The organism is Rhodococcus sp. 06-156-4 (assembly GCF_002259345.1).
Taxonomy (GTDB): domain Bacteria; phylum Actinomycetota; class Actinomycetes; order Mycobacteriales; family Mycobacteriaceae; genus Rhodococcoides; species Rhodococcoides fascians_E.
In genome coordinates this window covers 156472-170941 of sequence record NZ_NPGB01000026.1, presented here as the reverse complement: position 1 = coordinate 170941, position 14470 = coordinate 156472, and the positions used below count along the sequence as shown (strand labels likewise).

General features: G+C 66.7%; 14 protein-coding genes. 8 read left to right on the top strand and 6 right to left on the bottom strand.

The window, feature by feature from the left end:
• Nucleotides 1-15: 15 nt before the first annotated feature.
• The gene (locus CH290_RS18285) at nt 16-720 is read right to left on the bottom strand and encodes a TIGR03089 family protein (RefSeq protein ID WP_033190528.1); all 705 of its coding nucleotides are present in this window, start codon (nt 718-720) and stop codon (nt 16-18) included.
• Between the two features lie 18 nt (nt 721-738).
• On the bottom strand, nt 739-2199 hold the full coding sequence (locus CH290_RS18280; protein WP_033190529.1) for an LCP family protein: 1461 nt from the start codon (nt 2197-2199) through the stop codon (nt 739-741).
• A gap of 397 nt (nt 2200-2596) precedes the next feature.
• Between CH290_RS18280 and rfbD the strand changes: the two genes are divergently transcribed.
• Genes rfbD through manB form a run of 3 tightly spaced genes read left to right on the top strand, consistent with a single transcriptional unit; the run spans nt 2597 to nt 5454 of the window.
• Nucleotides 2597-3457 (top strand): dTDP-4-dehydrorhamnose reductase, encoded by an 861-nt coding sequence (gene rfbD / locus CH290_RS18275; RefSeq protein ID WP_033190530.1) that lies wholly within the window; start codon nt 2597-2599, stop codon nt 3455-3457.
• A gap of 10 nt (nt 3458-3467) precedes the next feature.
• Nucleotides 3468-4379, top strand: coding sequence for a glycosyltransferase family 2 protein (locus tag CH290_RS18270; protein WP_020112127.1), 912 nt, complete (start codon nt 3468-3470; stop codon nt 4377-4379).
• On the top strand, nt 4369-5454 hold the full coding sequence (manB, locus tag CH290_RS18265; protein WP_019666132.1) for a mannose-1-phosphate guanylyltransferase: 1086 nt from the start codon (nt 4369-4371) through the stop codon (nt 5452-5454). The genes CH290_RS18270 and manB overlap by 11 nt, the downstream gene beginning before the upstream one ends.
• Nucleotides 5455-5484: 30 nt before the next feature.
• Here manB and CH290_RS18260 read toward each other — a convergent pair whose 3' ends face one another.
• The 3 genes from CH290_RS18260 to cofD are packed head-to-tail and all read right to left on the bottom strand — an operon-like array spanning nt 5485 to nt 8367.
• Nucleotides 5485-6033: an NUDIX hydrolase gene (locus tag CH290_RS18260; RefSeq protein WP_026347955.1), complete on the bottom strand. Its 549-nt coding sequence runs from the start codon at nt 6031-6033 to the stop codon at nt 5485-5487.
• Nucleotide 6034: 1 nt separating this feature from the next.
• Nucleotides 6035-7402 (bottom strand): coenzyme F420-0:L-glutamate ligase, encoded by a 1368-nt coding sequence (locus tag CH290_RS18255; RefSeq protein ID WP_033190531.1) that lies wholly within the window; start codon nt 7400-7402, stop codon nt 6035-6037.
• Complete coding sequence (cofD, locus tag CH290_RS18250; protein ID WP_033190532.1) at nt 7399-8367, bottom strand: 2-phospho-L-lactate transferase; 969 nt, start codon at nt 8365-8367, stop codon at nt 7399-7401. Before cofD ends, CH290_RS18255 begins: the two co-directional genes overlap by 4 nt.
• Nucleotides 8368-9094: 727 nt before the next feature.
• Between cofD and CH290_RS18245 the strand changes: the two genes are divergently transcribed.
• Complete coding sequence (locus CH290_RS18245; protein ID WP_027498876.1) at nt 9095-9328, top strand: WhiB family transcriptional regulator; 234 nt, start codon at nt 9095-9097, stop codon at nt 9326-9328.
• 69 nt (nt 9329-9397) lie between these two features.
• Here CH290_RS18245 and CH290_RS18240 read toward each other — a convergent pair whose 3' ends face one another.
• Complete coding sequence (locus tag CH290_RS18240; RefSeq protein ID WP_019666127.1) at nt 9398-9883, bottom strand: metallopeptidase family protein; 486 nt, start codon at nt 9881-9883, stop codon at nt 9398-9400.
• A gap of 84 nt (nt 9884-9967) precedes the next feature.
• Here CH290_RS18240 and CH290_RS18235 point away from each other — a divergent pair, with 84 nt between their 5' ends.
• The 4 genes from CH290_RS18235 to manA all read left to right on the top strand — a co-directional run bounded on the left by CH290_RS18235 (nt 9968) and on the right by manA (nt 14422).
• Entirely contained in the window at nt 9968-10372 is a 405-nt protein-coding gene (locus CH290_RS18235) for a DUF3499 domain-containing protein (RefSeq protein ID WP_033190533.1), read from the top strand.
• A 186-nt stretch (nt 10373-10558) separates the two neighbouring features.
• Nucleotides 10559-11926: a phosphomannomutase/phosphoglucomutase gene (locus CH290_RS18230; protein ID WP_020112122.1), complete on the top strand. Its 1368-nt coding sequence runs from the start codon at nt 10559-10561 to the stop codon at nt 11924-11926.
• Between the two features lie 112 nt (nt 11927-12038).
• Nucleotides 12039-13187, top strand: a complete 1149-nt coding sequence (locus CH290_RS18225; protein ID WP_033190534.1) for a hypothetical protein — start codon at nt 12039-12041, stop codon at nt 13185-13187.
• Entirely contained in the window at nt 13187-14422 is a 1236-nt protein-coding gene (manA, locus tag CH290_RS18220; RefSeq protein WP_026347952.1) for a mannose-6-phosphate isomerase, class I, read from the top strand. The genes CH290_RS18225 and manA overlap by 1 nt, the downstream gene beginning before the upstream one ends.
• Nucleotides 14423-14470: the final 48 nt, after the last annotated feature.

Below are 14470 nucleotides of genomic sequence, written 5' to 3'. Positions count from 1 at the left end.
CAAAAGGAAAGCCAGCTAGAGGGTCTTGGTGACCTTCTCCGTCGCGACGCGGCGTTCGGTCTTCGAGTCGTCGGGCGAGCTCACCTGAACCAGGGATGCGCCGGCGGCGAGCACCGAGAGCAGCCCGTCGATCAATTCGTCGGCCGTGGTCCACGGCAACGAGGACAGCACGCGGTCTCCCACCGCGATCGAATGCGCCTCGGCGCGGGCACGTGCGGCGCCGAGCACCTCGTCGACCGAACGACCGTCCAGAGCGCCCGATTGTCCCGACGGCCGAAACTGATCCCCGTGCACACGGACCGACGTCGCGTAATCGGTCACACCCACCGGTAGATCCGCGACCGGTCTACCGAAGGCGTCGAGCGACAGTGCCACGACCTCGGGCACGTCGCCTGCATCGTCGATGCGTCCGCCGTGTACCAGTGCGACCTCCACGTCGGGGTCCGCGCTCAGGGTGACGTCCGCGCCTGCCCACCACGCCCCGAGGAGCACTGCCGCCGTCTGCCAATGAGCGGGAAGCAGTACCGACACTCGTGTCCCCGGTTCCACACCCAGCTCGTCGCGGAGAAAGTTCGCAGTCTTCGCAGCCCAGTTGGCCAGCGTCACACCGGAGACCTCGACCCGCTCGCCGGTGGCGTCGTCGTAATACGTCACGCGCGGGCCGGCTGGGTCGGTTGTCAGGATGGGGTCCAGAAGTTCCTGCGTCAGAGTCGAAGCCACGCAGGGAACACTACCGCCTCAGTTGACGCACGCGGGGCCGGTGGAACCGGCGTCGATGGGGGGAGCGGGCGACTCGCCTGCCGAGCTGCCCGCAGTTTCGGAGGCAGCGGATGCGCTCGTCGCGGCAGGGGCGCCTGCCGTACCCGGTCCGGAGTAGTCGGACGCGAGGACCACGCGCACGGTGCCACTCGCCAACGAATCGTCGCCTGCCACGCTGACACCGCCGAGCGCGGCAGCGACGGCTCTCGCTTCGTCGCTCTCGGGATCGGCGGCCTGAACCGTGGTGGTGGACACCGTCGTTCCCTCGTAGTTGCCGACGGTGCCGCCGACGTACCCGAGCTCGCTCAACGTGGAGGCAACCCCGCCGGCCAGTCCGTCGATGCCGCTGTCGTTCGCGACATCGACCGTCACCGAGGACGGATCGACCTGCGGCGCATCGGTTGTCGGGGCATCGCTCTCGTCCTCCGACGAGCCGTCCAGAAGGCCCTCGACGTACCTCTTCACTGCGGCGGGATCCACCTCGACGATGGACTCGCCGTAATCGGTCACCCCGTTGATGTCGACCGCGGGAATCGTCTCGAACTTCACCTGGCCGCCTGCGAGATCCTGCAGGCGAGTGGCGAATTGCAGTATGTCCCAATCGGAGTCGAGCACCACCGACCGTTGTACCGCCGCGCTCAACTGGTTCAGTTTGCCGGGATTGCTCAGTGTCTGTGCACTCAGCACACTGCGCACGAGCGACGCCATGAACACTTGCTGCCGCACGATGCGATCCAGATCACCGCGCGGCAGATCGTGGCGCTGCCGCACGAAGCTGAGTGCGTCGGCACCGGACAAGGTCTGCTCGCCGGCAGGGAGATTCGCACCGGACAGGGGCTCGTCGACCGGAGCGTTGAGGCACACACCGACCCCGCCGACCGCGTCGGTGAGGAGAACGAAACCGAGCAGACCGACCTCGGCGTAGTGGTCGACGGTGATGCCTGTCAGATCGGCCACCGACGTGATGAGCGCCTCGCGGCCCGCCTCGGTGGACTGGGACTCGGCGTCGGCGTCGGACACGCCGCTCTCGACGAGTTCGAGGCGCTTGTTCTCCTTGGTGGCGCCGTACGCGGCGTTGATCTTCGACATCCCGATGCCGGGCACCTGAACATAGGAGTCGCGGGGAATCGAGATCGCCGTCGCCGACGACCCGTCGTTGGGAACGCGGATCAACACGATGGTGTCGGTGTTCGACGCCACCTCCTCGCCCGCGCGCAGTGAATCGAGTTCCGCCTGCGACAGTGCGTTTCCGTGCGCATCGGTGCGACTGTCGGTGCCCACCATCAGGATGTCCACGGCGCCGTCGGCTCCGCCGCCGAGGCCGAGCGCGCCTGCCGTCGCGATGTTGGAACGAAGGCCGTCGATGCTTCGCCACGCGAAACCGGTGACCACCAACACCATCACGGCCAGTGCCGCGACGAAGATCTGTGGTGCTCGCATCGTCTTCGCGGATCGCGCGGCAGGGGTCGACGGGTCCCGATGTGCCGGGCCGGGTCGACGGCGGTCCGTACGCTCCGTCGCGGGCCGGCCGGTCCGGCGCGGTTCGTCCTCACGGCGACGACGAGGAATCTCGCTCCTGCTCCGGTCGGCTCGTGACCTGCGGGACCCGGCCCGAGAATCACTCCGGGGCTCCCGGCGGGCACGGGACTCGTCGGAGCGACGGCGATACTCGTCGCGGCCGGGGCGTGGGAAGGCCCCTGGCTCGTCCGACTGACCTGGCACCTGAGCGGTTCCTTCCGTTGTACGAGCTTGTTCGACGATCCTGGTTCGGATCCAGGCTACTTGTGAAATCTCACTGCCTCGCTCAAGCACGGACGGCGTGCCACACTTTCCGACTGTGACGAACATTCTTGTGACCGGCGCCGGGGGGCAACTCGGACGACAGATTCTGAAACGAGCCGAGCGGGCAGGCGTACAGGTGACGGGCGTCACCAGCGCCGAACTGGACATCACCGACAGGGACGCGGTCGGGGCTGCCGTGACCGCGGGGTCGATCGTGATCAATTGCGCCGCGTACACCGCCGTCGACGCAGCCGAGACGGACGAGGACCGCGCACTCTCGGTCAACGCCGTCGGACCTGCCAACCTGGCGCAGGCATGTGCCGAGGCCGGGGCGCGGCTGGTGCACGTGTCGACCGACTACGTCTTCGACGGCACCTCCGACGTCCCGTACCGGCCTGGTGACCCCACTGCACCGCGCAGTGCGTACGGGCGCACGAAACTCGCGGGCGAGCACGCCGTTCTCGACGCGCTTCCGACGGCGACCGTCGTCAGGACCGCGTGGGTGTACACGGGCGTCGGTTCGGACTTCGTGTCCACGATGCGCAGGCTCGAACGCGAACGAGACACCGTGCGTGTCGTCGACGACCAGGTGGGGTCGCCCACCTACTCGTGGGATCTGGCGGGTGGACTGCTGGAACTCGCCGCCGCGGACTCGCCGATGCCCCCGATCCTCAACCTGACGAACGCAGGCACCGCCAGCTGGTTCGAGCTCGCCCGCGCGGTGTTCGCCGGAGTCGGAGCCGATCCGGAGCGGGTGGAGCCGTGCTCGAGTGCGGAGTTCGTCCGGCCCGCACCTCGGCCCTCGTACTCGGTCCTCTCATCCGATGCGTGGAGCGAGTCCGGTCTGACGCCGCTGCGGGACTGGCGTGACGCACTCGCCGATGCCTTGGACGTCGCGGTGCACGTGGACCGATAGGGTTGCCCGCGTGAGTTCCAAGCTGGCCGTCGTGACGGTGACCTATTCGCCCGGTGAACACCTTGACCAGTTCCTGACGTCCTTGGCGACGGCGACGTCCGAGGACCCGCAGGTCATCATGGCGGACAACGGCTCGACCGACGGTGCGCCGGAGGCCGCCGAGGCGAAGTACCCGAACGTGCGACTGTTCCGGACCGGCGCCAACCTCGGCTACGGAGGCGCGGTCAACCGAGCCGTCGCCGAGATCGACGACGGCGTCGAGTTCGTCGTCGTGGTCAACCCAGACGTCCGGTGGCATCCGGGATCGCTCGACGGACTTCTGGGCGCAGCCGAGCGATGGCCGCGCGCAGGCGCGCTCGGACCTCTGATTCGTGAGCCGGACGGTAGCCGCTATCCCTCGGCGCGGTCGGTTCCGGATCTCACGTCCGGCGCGGGTCACGCGCTTCTCGGGAAGGTGTGGCCGAACAACCCGTGGACTCTGCGATACCGGCAGGACAACGAAGCAGCCACCGAGCGGGCCGTCGGGTGGCTGTCGGGGTCGTGCCTGTTGCTGCGCCGTGCCGCTTTCGACTCCGTGAACGGGTTCGACTCGCGATACTTCATGTACATGGAGGACGTGGATCTGGGAGACCGTCTCGGAACCGGCGGATGGCTCAATGTGTACGTGCCGAGTGTGGAAGTGACCCATTCCAAAGGGCATGCGGCAGGTAGGCATCCGGAACTGATGCTTCCGGCCCACCACGCGAGCGCGTATCGCTTTCAAGCGGATCGCCACCCTCATCTGTGGCAAGCTCCCATACGATGGGCGTTACGCGCAGGTTTGGCGGCGCGCTCGAAGGTTGTTGTGGCTTCGGCACTTCGATCGCGACAGACTGACGACACTCGACCGGACCACGACAGAGAGGCCGACAATGCCAGCTGACACGGGCAAGACCACCGATGCCGTAATCCTGGTGGGAGGCAAAGGGACTCGGCTCAGGCCGCTGACGCTGTCGGCCCCGAAACCGATGCTCCCGACCGCGGGATTGCCGTTCCTCCATCACTTGCTCGCACGCATCAAGGCCGCCGGGATCACCCATGTGGTGCTCGGCACGTCGTTCAAAGCCGAAGTCTTCGAAGAGCATTTCGGCGACGGCTCCGAGCTGGGCATCGAACTCGAGTACGTCACCGAGACCGAGCCGCTGGGCACCGGTGGCGGAATCCGCAACGTACTGCCGAAACTGCGTGCCGACAACGTGGTGGTGTTCAACGGCGACGTGCTCGGTGGAACCGACCTGACCGCGGTGCTCGACACCCACGCCCGTACCGAGGCGGATGTGACGCTGCACCTGGTTCGCGTCGGTGATCCCCGTGCGTTCGGTTGCGTTCCCACCGACGAGGACGGACGGGTCACGGCATTCCTCGAGAAGGCTCAGGATCCACCGACCGACCAGATCAACGCCGGCTGCTACGTCTTCAAGCGCGACATCATCGAAACCATCCCCGCCGACAGGCCCGTGTCCGTCGAGCGCGAGGTGTTCCCCGCACTGCTCGCCGAGAACAAGCGCGTCTACGGCCACGTCGACAGCGCGTACTGGCGAGACATGGGAACACCGGAGGATTTCGTGAAGGGCTCGTCGGACCTGGTGCGCGGTATCGCCCCGTCACCTGCCCTGAGCGGCCCCCGCGGTGAGTTCCTCGTGCACCCGAGTGCCGGTGTGGCTCCGGGGGCGCTACTGATCGGTGGCACGGTCGTCGGCCGCGGCGCCGAGGTGGGTGCAGGTGCCCGTCTCGACGGAGCGGTCGTGTTCGACGGAGCCGTCATCGAAGCAGGCGCGGTGGTGGAGCGGTCGATCATCGGCTTCGGCGCTCGCATCGGACCTCGCGCGTTGGTCCGCGACGGCGTGATCGGAGACGGGGCGGACATCGGCGCACGGTGCGAACTTCTGCGAGGGGCTCGCGTGTGGCCGGGCGTCAAACTCCCCGACGGCGGAGTGCGTTTCTCCACCGACGTCTGACCGGGTACGTCTGACCGGGGACGTCCCCGGTCAGCGCGCAGCCGCGAGGTCGACGAGGTGGGTGATGGTGTCCACCTCGGCGGACTCCGGCAACTCGTCGATCGGCCACCACCTCAGGTCCGTCGACTCCTCGCTGCGCACTGCTGTTGCACCCGCGGGAGCGCGCACGAGAAATCTGAGGTCCAGATGGCGCGTCGGCTTGCCGAGTGAACAGGTGATCGGGTGCGTGTCCGCGGACAGCAGCACAGGATCGATCGTCAGATCGTCGATGCCGGACTCCTCGCGCGCTTCCCGGAGCGCGGCATCGACGACGGTGCTGTCGGACGGTTCGCAGTGACCACCGAGCTGGATCCATCGTCCGACGCGTGGATGAAGCGTCAGCAGTACCTGCTGTCCCGAGGAATCGAGTACCAGCGACGACGCCGTGATGTGGCCGGCTTCGTTGGAGCGAAGGCAGCCGTCGGGGCACGCCGCGAGAAACGCGAGCATGGTGTGCCGCAGCGCATCGTCGCGGGTGTCGCCGACAGGCCAGTCCTCCAGCACACGTCGAGCGGAGTCGTGCAGTGAGCGAGCGCTCACCTCACATCTCCAGCAGCTCGGAGCCCGGTGCAGTGCGCACGCGAGGTTCCGACGGTTCGGCCGGGTGCCCGATTGCGATGGCGCCCATGGCTTTCCAGTCGGCGCGCAAGCCCAGTTCGGTCCGGACGAGGTCGGAGACGAAGATGGTCGACCCTACCCAGCAGCTGCCGAGACCCCGCGCTGCCAACGAGACCAGCAGGCCTTGCACGGCGGCGCCGACCGCGACGGTGAACATCGTCTCCTCGGCTGCGGTCCGGCGGGCGTCGGCATAGGTGTGCGCCCCGTCGGGAACGCAGAACGGAATCACTATCTCCGGTGCGTCGACCAGGATGTTGCCGCGAGCGACTCGTGCATCGATCGCACTCGGGGTGAGGCCGTCCGACTCGAGATCCGTCCGCCATGCCTTCTGCATTTCGCTCAGCAGTCGGGTGCGCAACGCAGGAGTTCTGACCCACACGAATCTGACGGGGTGGGTGTGGTGCGGTGCCGGTGCGGTCAGAGCGTCGGCCACGGCGTCGCGAACCATGTCCGGGTCCACCGAGTCCGGAGCGAACGATCGAACCGAACGACGCGACGGGACGGCCTCGCGCCTGCCGCGTGCGATCGACTCCTCCGTCCCGAGCCAGAACAGATCGTCCTCGCCGGGGCGCACGAGATCGCGTGCACGCGAACCGTTGTCGACCGGAGTCAGTCCGCGGACGACCGCCACCGGAACCGAACCGAGCTTGCCCTTGACGAGATCGCCGGCCGCAGCGATCTCGTCCGCGACGGCGACCTCGGTGACCACGAGTTCGTTTCCCTGACTGTCCTCGGCACCGGCGTACGCGTGTACCACGGCGAGGCCTGCACTTCCGATGGCCGCGTCCGTCTGCCCGACCCGCCACGCACGCCCCATCGTGTCGGTCACCACGACACCGACCGTGACACCGAGAGACTCCGCCAGGGCAGCCCGAAGACCGGCCGCGCTCGCATCGGGATCCTCGGGGAGAAGCGCGAGTTCCGCCCGGTCCACGTTGGACCCGTCGATCCCCGACGCGGCCTGGACGATGCCGAGACGGTTCTCGGTGATGAGTGTGCGGCCCTTGCGCGCGACGACCCGAACAGCTTCCTGATCGACGAGCACACGCCGCGCGGCATCGCGTTCCTCCGGATCCAGCGGAGCGGCGACCAGTCGACCCTCCACCTTCGAGAACGCCTTGCTCGTCACCACGAGAACGTCGTCGTCGCGGATCCACGGCGCGGCCGTCGCGATGGCCGCAGCCAGGTCGTCGCCGGGACGGAACTCGGGAAGTCCGGTGACCGGCAGGATCTCGATGCCGCCGCCCGGAGCGTGATCGCCGGGCACACGGGAGGCCGCCTGTTCGGTCACAGCGTCAGCCCTGCCGAACGTAGAGCAACGGCAGCCATCTCGGCCGTGGTGGCCGGATCGGTCATCAGCAGAGGCACGCTGAAAACGTCGACGCCGGGAATCACTGCCGTGTCGGTGGAATGGATCATCCACGAATCGAGGATGCCCGTGTCGGTACGAGCGCCGTAGTACTTGCCGACCGCCTCGGCAGTGGTCTCGACGCCGATGACCGACAGGCACTCGTCGGCCATCCCGCGCAGGGGTTTGCCGTCGACGACAGGGGACAGGCCGACGACCTTGGCCTTCGTGGTGCGCAAGGCGCTGCGGATCCCGGGAACGGCAAGGATCGCCCCGACGCTCACGACCGGATTCGACGGAGCCAGGATGACGGCGTCGGCGTCGGCAATGGCGTCGAGCACGCCGGGGGCAGGACTGGCCTGCTCCGCACCGATGTGGGCGAAACTGTGCGTCGGGATCCGAGCCCGGTAGCGAACCCACCACTCCTGGAAGTGAATTGCGCGCTGACTCTCACCCGACTCGTCGTCGGGGTCGGTGACGACGACGTGCGTCTCGCTCCGGTCGTCGGAGACGGGAAGGAGCCGCACTCCGGGTTGCCACCGGTTGCACAGCGCTTCGGTGACGGCGGAGAGCGGGTACCCGGTCCTCAGCATTCGGCTTCGGATCAGGTGTGTGGCGATGTCGCGGTCGCCGAGACCGAACCAGTCCGGGTCCGCTCCGTACGCGGCGAGCTCGTCGCGCGCGTGCCACGTTTCCGCGATCCGGCCCCATCCGCGGTCGGTGTCGATGCCCCCGCCGAGTGTGTACATGCAGGTGTCCAGATCGGGGCAGATCCTGAGCCCGTGCATCCACACGTCGTCTCCGACGTTGACGATCGCGGTGATGTCACCGCCACCGCCGAGCAGTTCTCTGAGGCCCTGGAGAAATCGCGCTCCACCGACCCCACCCACCAAGACAGTCACTTTCACAGATGAGGAGCCTATGCCTTGCCGGACGCCTGCGTGTGGGCGCCTCGTGTGCGGACGTGCTCGAGGCATGGTTAGCTGCCTGTTCACGGGGACGACACGCGCGAAACGGCCGTGTATTCGGGGTGTCGGCCGATTTCGGGTCGTAGATGGTATTGGAAATGTGCCCATCAGCTTGACCGCACCACTGTGCGGCGTGTCTAATCACATGTATGTCATTCCAGGGTTGCCGAGCGAGTTTGCTTGGTGCCGACCTTGATTCGAACACGCGTTCCCATGTGGCGCCATTTCGTGGATACGTGTAGTAAAGGTCGAGAGTTCAGAGTGATTACGAATACCGGCGTGGGGCAAGGTGTTCGGACCGACCGGATGTATCTGCGCTAGAAGAAATGGTGAGGAGGCGGAAGCGATGTATGACCAGCACGTGACACGTGAACAACAGGGCGAGGCTCTTGCTCACCTCAGCGCAGTCGACGGCGCGCCGCAGACCGATTCCCAAGCGGGCGCAGCACGAAGCGACTGCGACAACACAATTCAGAACAGTGCTCGAGGAGTCGAGGTCGTTCCGGTGGACGCGGGTGCCGCGTACGTCGATGCGACGCCGACCGACGACACCGAGTCTGTCGACGCCGATTTCAGCGAGACCGATTCCGACGAGACCGATTCCGATCTCGATGTCGTTCGGGAGCCGGTGAAGCCTGTACTCAGCTTGATCGCGGGCTTCGATCAGATGTTCGAGGAGATCGAGGATCAGTGGCAGGAGCGCGCACTGTGCGCTCAGACCGATCCCGAGGCTTTCTTCCCGGAGAAGGGCGGCTCCACGCGTGAGGCGAAGCGTATCTGCCTCGGCTGCGAGGTGAAGGACGAGTGCCTCGAGTACGCGCTCGCCAACGACGAGCGTTTCGGAATCTGGGGCGGACTGTCCGAGCGTGAGCGCCGGCGCCTCAAGCGCGGCATCGTCTGACCCTGCCGCGATCCACAGCGGCTGTCTGCACCGACGTCCGGGTCGCTCCGGGTCTGTGCCGGTGATCCGTCAGTCCTCGTCGGGCAGCGGGTCCACCACATCCGGGTCGACGCCCAGGTAGGTGGCGACCTGCTCCACCAGAATGTCGAACAGTAGATCTTCCAGGTCCTCGGGATGTTTCGCACGTCGCTCCAGCGGACGGCGGAACAGCACTATCCGAGCGCGTGTGGTTTCTCCGCGCTTGTCGATTCCCGCCGGTACCAGCCGAGAGAGCGGCACCGGCCCTTCTGCTACCACCTCGGGTGGCCAGTTCACCGATTCCGGGTCCTTCGCGCGAATCTTCGGGACCTCGTCCACTGCTATGTCGAGACGCTCGAGCTTGTCGTGCCACCGGTGGTCGATGCGCGCGAATGCTTCGAGGACTGCGCGGTCGAACTTGTCGGCTCGTGATCGATGACCGGGAAGCGACGCGGGGAGAATCGGACCGCGAATACCGCGGCCTCGTCGTGATGCGGATCGGGAGGTCGTTCTGCGTCCGGAGCCGGTTCGAGCCATGCCGAGAGGCTATCGGTGCCATTGCGCGGTGTGTCGAGCGGCTCGGGGTCGGAGTGGGGGACTACTCTCTTGCGTGTGAGATCTATGCGTGGATGCTGCCGCCCTGGGTGCAACCGATCGGCCGTTGCGACGCTCACGTATGTCTACTCCGATTCCACCGCCGTCGTCGGGCCACTGGCCACCGTCGACGAGCCTCATTCCTGGGATCTGTGCGAGGTGCATGCCTCGACGACCACAGCACCCAAGGGATGGGAGATGGTTCGGTACGAAGGCGGGTTCACCACGTCGACTCCCGACGAGGACGATCTGACGGCGCTGGCGGAGGCCGTCCGCGAAGCAGGCCGCGGAGATCGCGTCCGCGACGACGCCCCCGGACCCCGTTCCGGTGTTCGGTCCGCTACGGAGTCCACGCAGGACCGCCGCGCGGCCCCGCCCGTCAGAACCGGGCGACGCGGCCATTTGAGGGTGCTTCCCGATCCGACGGCTTGATCGGTAACCCGAAACTGCAATTGCGGTCCGCTGCTTTGTCGTTCGGATGATCGACCCAGGCATCATTTCTGTCACATCTGGTGTGAGTCATCGCGACGTCCACCTCCATCTGTGACACATTCGTAGGTGAGTGCGCCCTCGATTCGCGCTCGCAGTTGAACCATTCGAAACCCCGAGGAGTCGTTCGTGGCACGCACTGCCGAAGCCGTCAATGCAGTCATCAAGGCCTACGACGTGCGGGGGGTGGTCGGCGAGCAGATCGATGCCGAGTTCGTGCGCGACGTCGGTGCTTCCTTCGCTCGTCTGGTGCGCGAACCCGGCGTCACGCGCATCGTCATCGGCCACGACATGCGTGCATCGTCACCGGAATTGTCGCGTGCGTTCGCCGACGGCGTCACCTCACAGGGCCTCGACGTGGTGTTGATCGGTCTCGCGTCGACGGATCAGCTGTACTTCGCTTCGGGATCGTTCGACTGCCCGGGCGCGATGTTCACGGCGAGTCACAATCCGGCGAAGTACAACGGCATCAAACTCTGCCGTGCCGGTGCCAAGCCGGTCGGTCAGGACACGGGTCTCGCGACCATCAAGTCCGAGCTCGTCGAAGGCGTCCCGGCCTACGACGGGACGCCGGGCTCGGTCACCGAACAAGATGTCCTCGTCGACTACGCGAACTTCGTCCGAGGCCTTGTCGACCTTTCTCAGGTGTCCGGAGTCAAGATCGCTGTCGACGCGGGCAACGGAATGGGCGGCCACACGGTTCCAGCCGTGTTCGACGGATTGCCCGTCACCGTCGAACCCCTGTACTTCGAGCTGGACGGCACGTTCCCCAACCACGAGGCCAACCCTCTCGATCCGGCGAACCTGGTGGATCTGCAGAAGTTCGTGCGGGAGACCGGCGCGGACATTGGGCTCGCCTTCGACGGAGACGCCGACCGATGCTTCGTCGTCGACGAGAACGGCGACCCGGTGTCGCCGTCCGCCGTCACCGGCCTCGTCGCCGAGCGTGAACTGCGCGGCGAACCCGGAGCGACGATCATCCACAACCTGATCACGTCGAGAGCGGTGCCGGAACTGGTGACCGCGCTCGGCGGTACCCCTGTGCGTACTCGCGTCGGTCACTCGTTCATCAAGCAGCAGATGGCGGAGACCGGAGCGATCTTCGGCGGAGAACACTCCGCGCACTATTACTTCAAGAACTTCTGGGGCGCCGACTCCGGCATGTTGGCTGCATTGCACGTCCTCGCGGCACTCGGTTCACAGGACCGTCCGCTCAGCGAGCTCATGCGCGGGTACGAGACGTACTCGGCGTCCGGGGAGATCAACTCCACCGTCGACGACGCCGCAGCACGGACGTCGGCCGTGCTCGACGCGTTCGCCGAGCGCACCGCGGGCGTCGATCGGCTCGACGGAGTAACGGTGGATCTGAACGGAGGTGCCTGGTTCAACCTGCGTGCGTCCAACACCGAGCCGCTTCTCCGGCTCAACGTCGAGGCTCGTACCTCCGACGAAGTGGATGCCTTGACGACCGAGATCCTCGGCATCGTCCGAGGCTGATCGGCGGAGTATCACCTCGAGCCCGAACTGTATTAATGGACGCGGCGGTGGGTATGCGGGCACCATCGGTGGGAGAAACGGCGAGTCGGATCAGGAAGGACGGTGGCACGCGATGACCACTCTTACGCCTGCACTGGATCTGGACGACTCGGACGCCCTCGCCAAGGCCGATGTCGAAGGCTGGTTGCGCAGCGCAGCGCTGGCCGGCGCACAGACCCGCGCGACGATGTCCTCCTACGAGGACGTCGTCGGTGACCGATTGTCGGATCTCCGTCCCCGCAGTGTGGTGTTCGTGGCCGGCGGCGGCCGAGCCCGCCGAGCCACCGCGATGGTCGTCGCTGCCGTGGGCGCCCGTATCGGCGTCCCGTTGGTCGTGTCGGACGGCACACCGCCGTGGGTCGGGCCCCTCGACGTCGTGGTGATCTGTGGAGACGACGCTGGAGATCACCGGTTGTCCGAGGCCACGTCTGCCGCCGTGCGCCGCGGCGCGGAAACCGTACTCGTCACTCCCGACGAGGGGCCGCTCCGTTCGGCGGCGGCCGGACGTGGGCTGTTCCTGGCGCCGCGCGTGTCGGTGCGTGAACCCAACGCACTGATGCGCTACGTCGCTGCTGCGGTGTGCGTTCTGGGCGCGTTGTCGTCCGGCGCCTACCAGGCGTTGCTTCCCGATCTCGCTCGCCTCGCCGATGCGTTGGACGAGGAAGCGTCGCGAAATCACCCTCGGCACGAGGTCTTTCACAATCCTGCCAAGTCCATCGCGTCGCGCATCTCAGGGCGCCGAGCGGTGTTCACCGGAACGAGCGCACTCGCGGTGGAGACGGCGCGGCACGGCAGCGAAGTGCTGTTCCGCGTAGCGGGGGTGGCGGCGGCCTCCGGCGATCTACCGGACGTGGTGGCAGCCGGAGTGCAGGCCGCCGGTGCCTCGTCCGAGATGCCGGCCGATTACGACCCGTTCTTCCACGACGACCAACTCGACGGTCCGAAGCCGCAACCCGGCGTCCGGGTGTTCGCGGTGGCCGCGCCGACGGGTGCCCTGGATACAGACCGCCGCACCGCGGCGCTGGACGACGTGGACATTCTCGTGGCGGGCGGCGACGACGCCGTCACGGCGTCCGTTCCTGCAGCGGGCCCCGTCTCCGATCGGGTCGGTCCGCAGGCTCCACTGCCGTCCGGGACGGTCGGGGAACTCGAATCGATGACATTGTTGGCCACGCGGCTGGAGATGGCTGCCGCGTATCTATATCTGATGGGCGGTAACTAGTGCAACCACTGCACGGTGCAGTTCGGTCGTACGCGTGGGGATCGAGAACCTCGCTTGCGCAGTTGCAGGGACGGCGAGTGCCGTCCGAGCATCCCGAGGCGGAGATCTGGCTGGGTGCACACCCCGCCGACCCTGCTCGAATCGGGCCGGGTGATTCCGCTCGATCGCTGCTGGCCGTCATCGACGACGATCCGGACCGTGAGCTCGGAGCTGCCACCTCGCAGGAGTACGGAGGCCGGTTGCCGTTCCTGCTGAAGTTGCTCGCCGCCGACGAACCCCTGTCCCTGCAGGCGCACCCGAGTTCCGTTCAGGCGAAAGAAGGTTTCGCGCGCGAGGAGGCACGTCGAGTACCGATCGATTCTCCCGTCCGTAACTACCGAGACGCGTCGCACAAGCCGGAACTGATCGTCGCACTCACCGAATTCCATGCGCTGGCAGGCTTTCGGTGCCCCAGGCATACCGTCGAATTCATCGACGCGCTCGGCGTCGACGCTCTCTCCGGCTACCGGTCTCTACTCGCCGACCAGCCGGATCAAGCGGGTCTGCGCACCGTGTTCACGTCGTGGATCACGTTGCCGGGTCCTGCCCTCGACGCGCTCCTCCCTCTCGTGGCCGAGGGATGCATCCGGTACCTGTCGACCTCCGCGCACGACGACGACGGCAAATTCGTCGACGAAGCACGAACCTTGTTGGAACTGGGGGAGTCCTACCCCGGCGATGCAGGCGTTCTCGCCGCGCTTCTGCTGAACCGTGTGACGCTGTCACCCGGGCAAGGTCTCTACCTGGATGCCGGCAATCTGCACGCGTACCTGTCCGGCACCGGCGTGGAGATCATGGCCAACTCCGACAACGTTCTCCGTGGCGGACTGACGCCGAAGCACGTCGACGTCCCGGAACTGCTGAGAGTCCTCGATTTCGAACCCGCCGAGGTGAACATTCTCGATCCCGAGGTGTCCGGTGAGTCGTCGACGATCGTCTACGACACGCCTGCACCGGAGTTCGCGTTGTCCCGCACGGCGTTGGCCGACGGAGCGTCCGAGATCCTCGACAGCGTGGGCCCGCAGATCGTGTTGTGCACGGAGGGTCGGGTGGCCGTGCAGGACGGTGAGGTCGAGCAGATCGTCGAACGCGGGTCGGCAGTGTGGGTCTCGGCAGCGGAAGCCGCCCCGACCGTGACCGCTCGGTGGGGTGACGCCGAGGTGTTCCGCGCGACGGTGGGCAACTTCCGCGTCTGAGGCACGCGTTCGCTCGAGTTGCATCGGGCCGACGTGTCTACGCCTTAG

What these genes read in the sequence shown, in the direction of transcription:
- CH290_RS18280 (WP_033190529.1), bottom strand. Translation starts at nt 2,199, where the DNA reads ATGCGAGCACCACAGATCTTCGTCGCGGCACTGGCCGTGATGGTGTTG.
- CH290_RS18235 (WP_033190533.1), top strand. Translation starts at nt 9,968, where the DNA reads ATGCGTGGATGCTGCCGCCCTGGGTGCAACCGATCGGCCGTTGCGACG.
- manB (WP_019666132.1), top strand. Translation starts at nt 4,369, where the DNA reads ATGCCAGCTGACACGGGCAAGACCACCGATGCCGTAATCCTGGTGGGA.
- CH290_RS18240 (WP_019666127.1), bottom strand. Translation starts at nt 9,883, where the DNA reads ATGGCTCGAACCGGCTCCGGACGCAGAACGACCTCCCGATCCGCATCA.
- CH290_RS18245 (WP_027498876.1), top strand. Translation starts at nt 9,095, where the DNA reads ATGTTCGAGGAGATCGAGGATCAGTGGCAGGAGCGCGCACTGTGCGCT.
- CH290_RS18225 (WP_033190534.1), top strand. Translation starts at nt 12,039, where the DNA reads ATGACCACTCTTACGCCTGCACTGGATCTGGACGACTCGGACGCCCTC.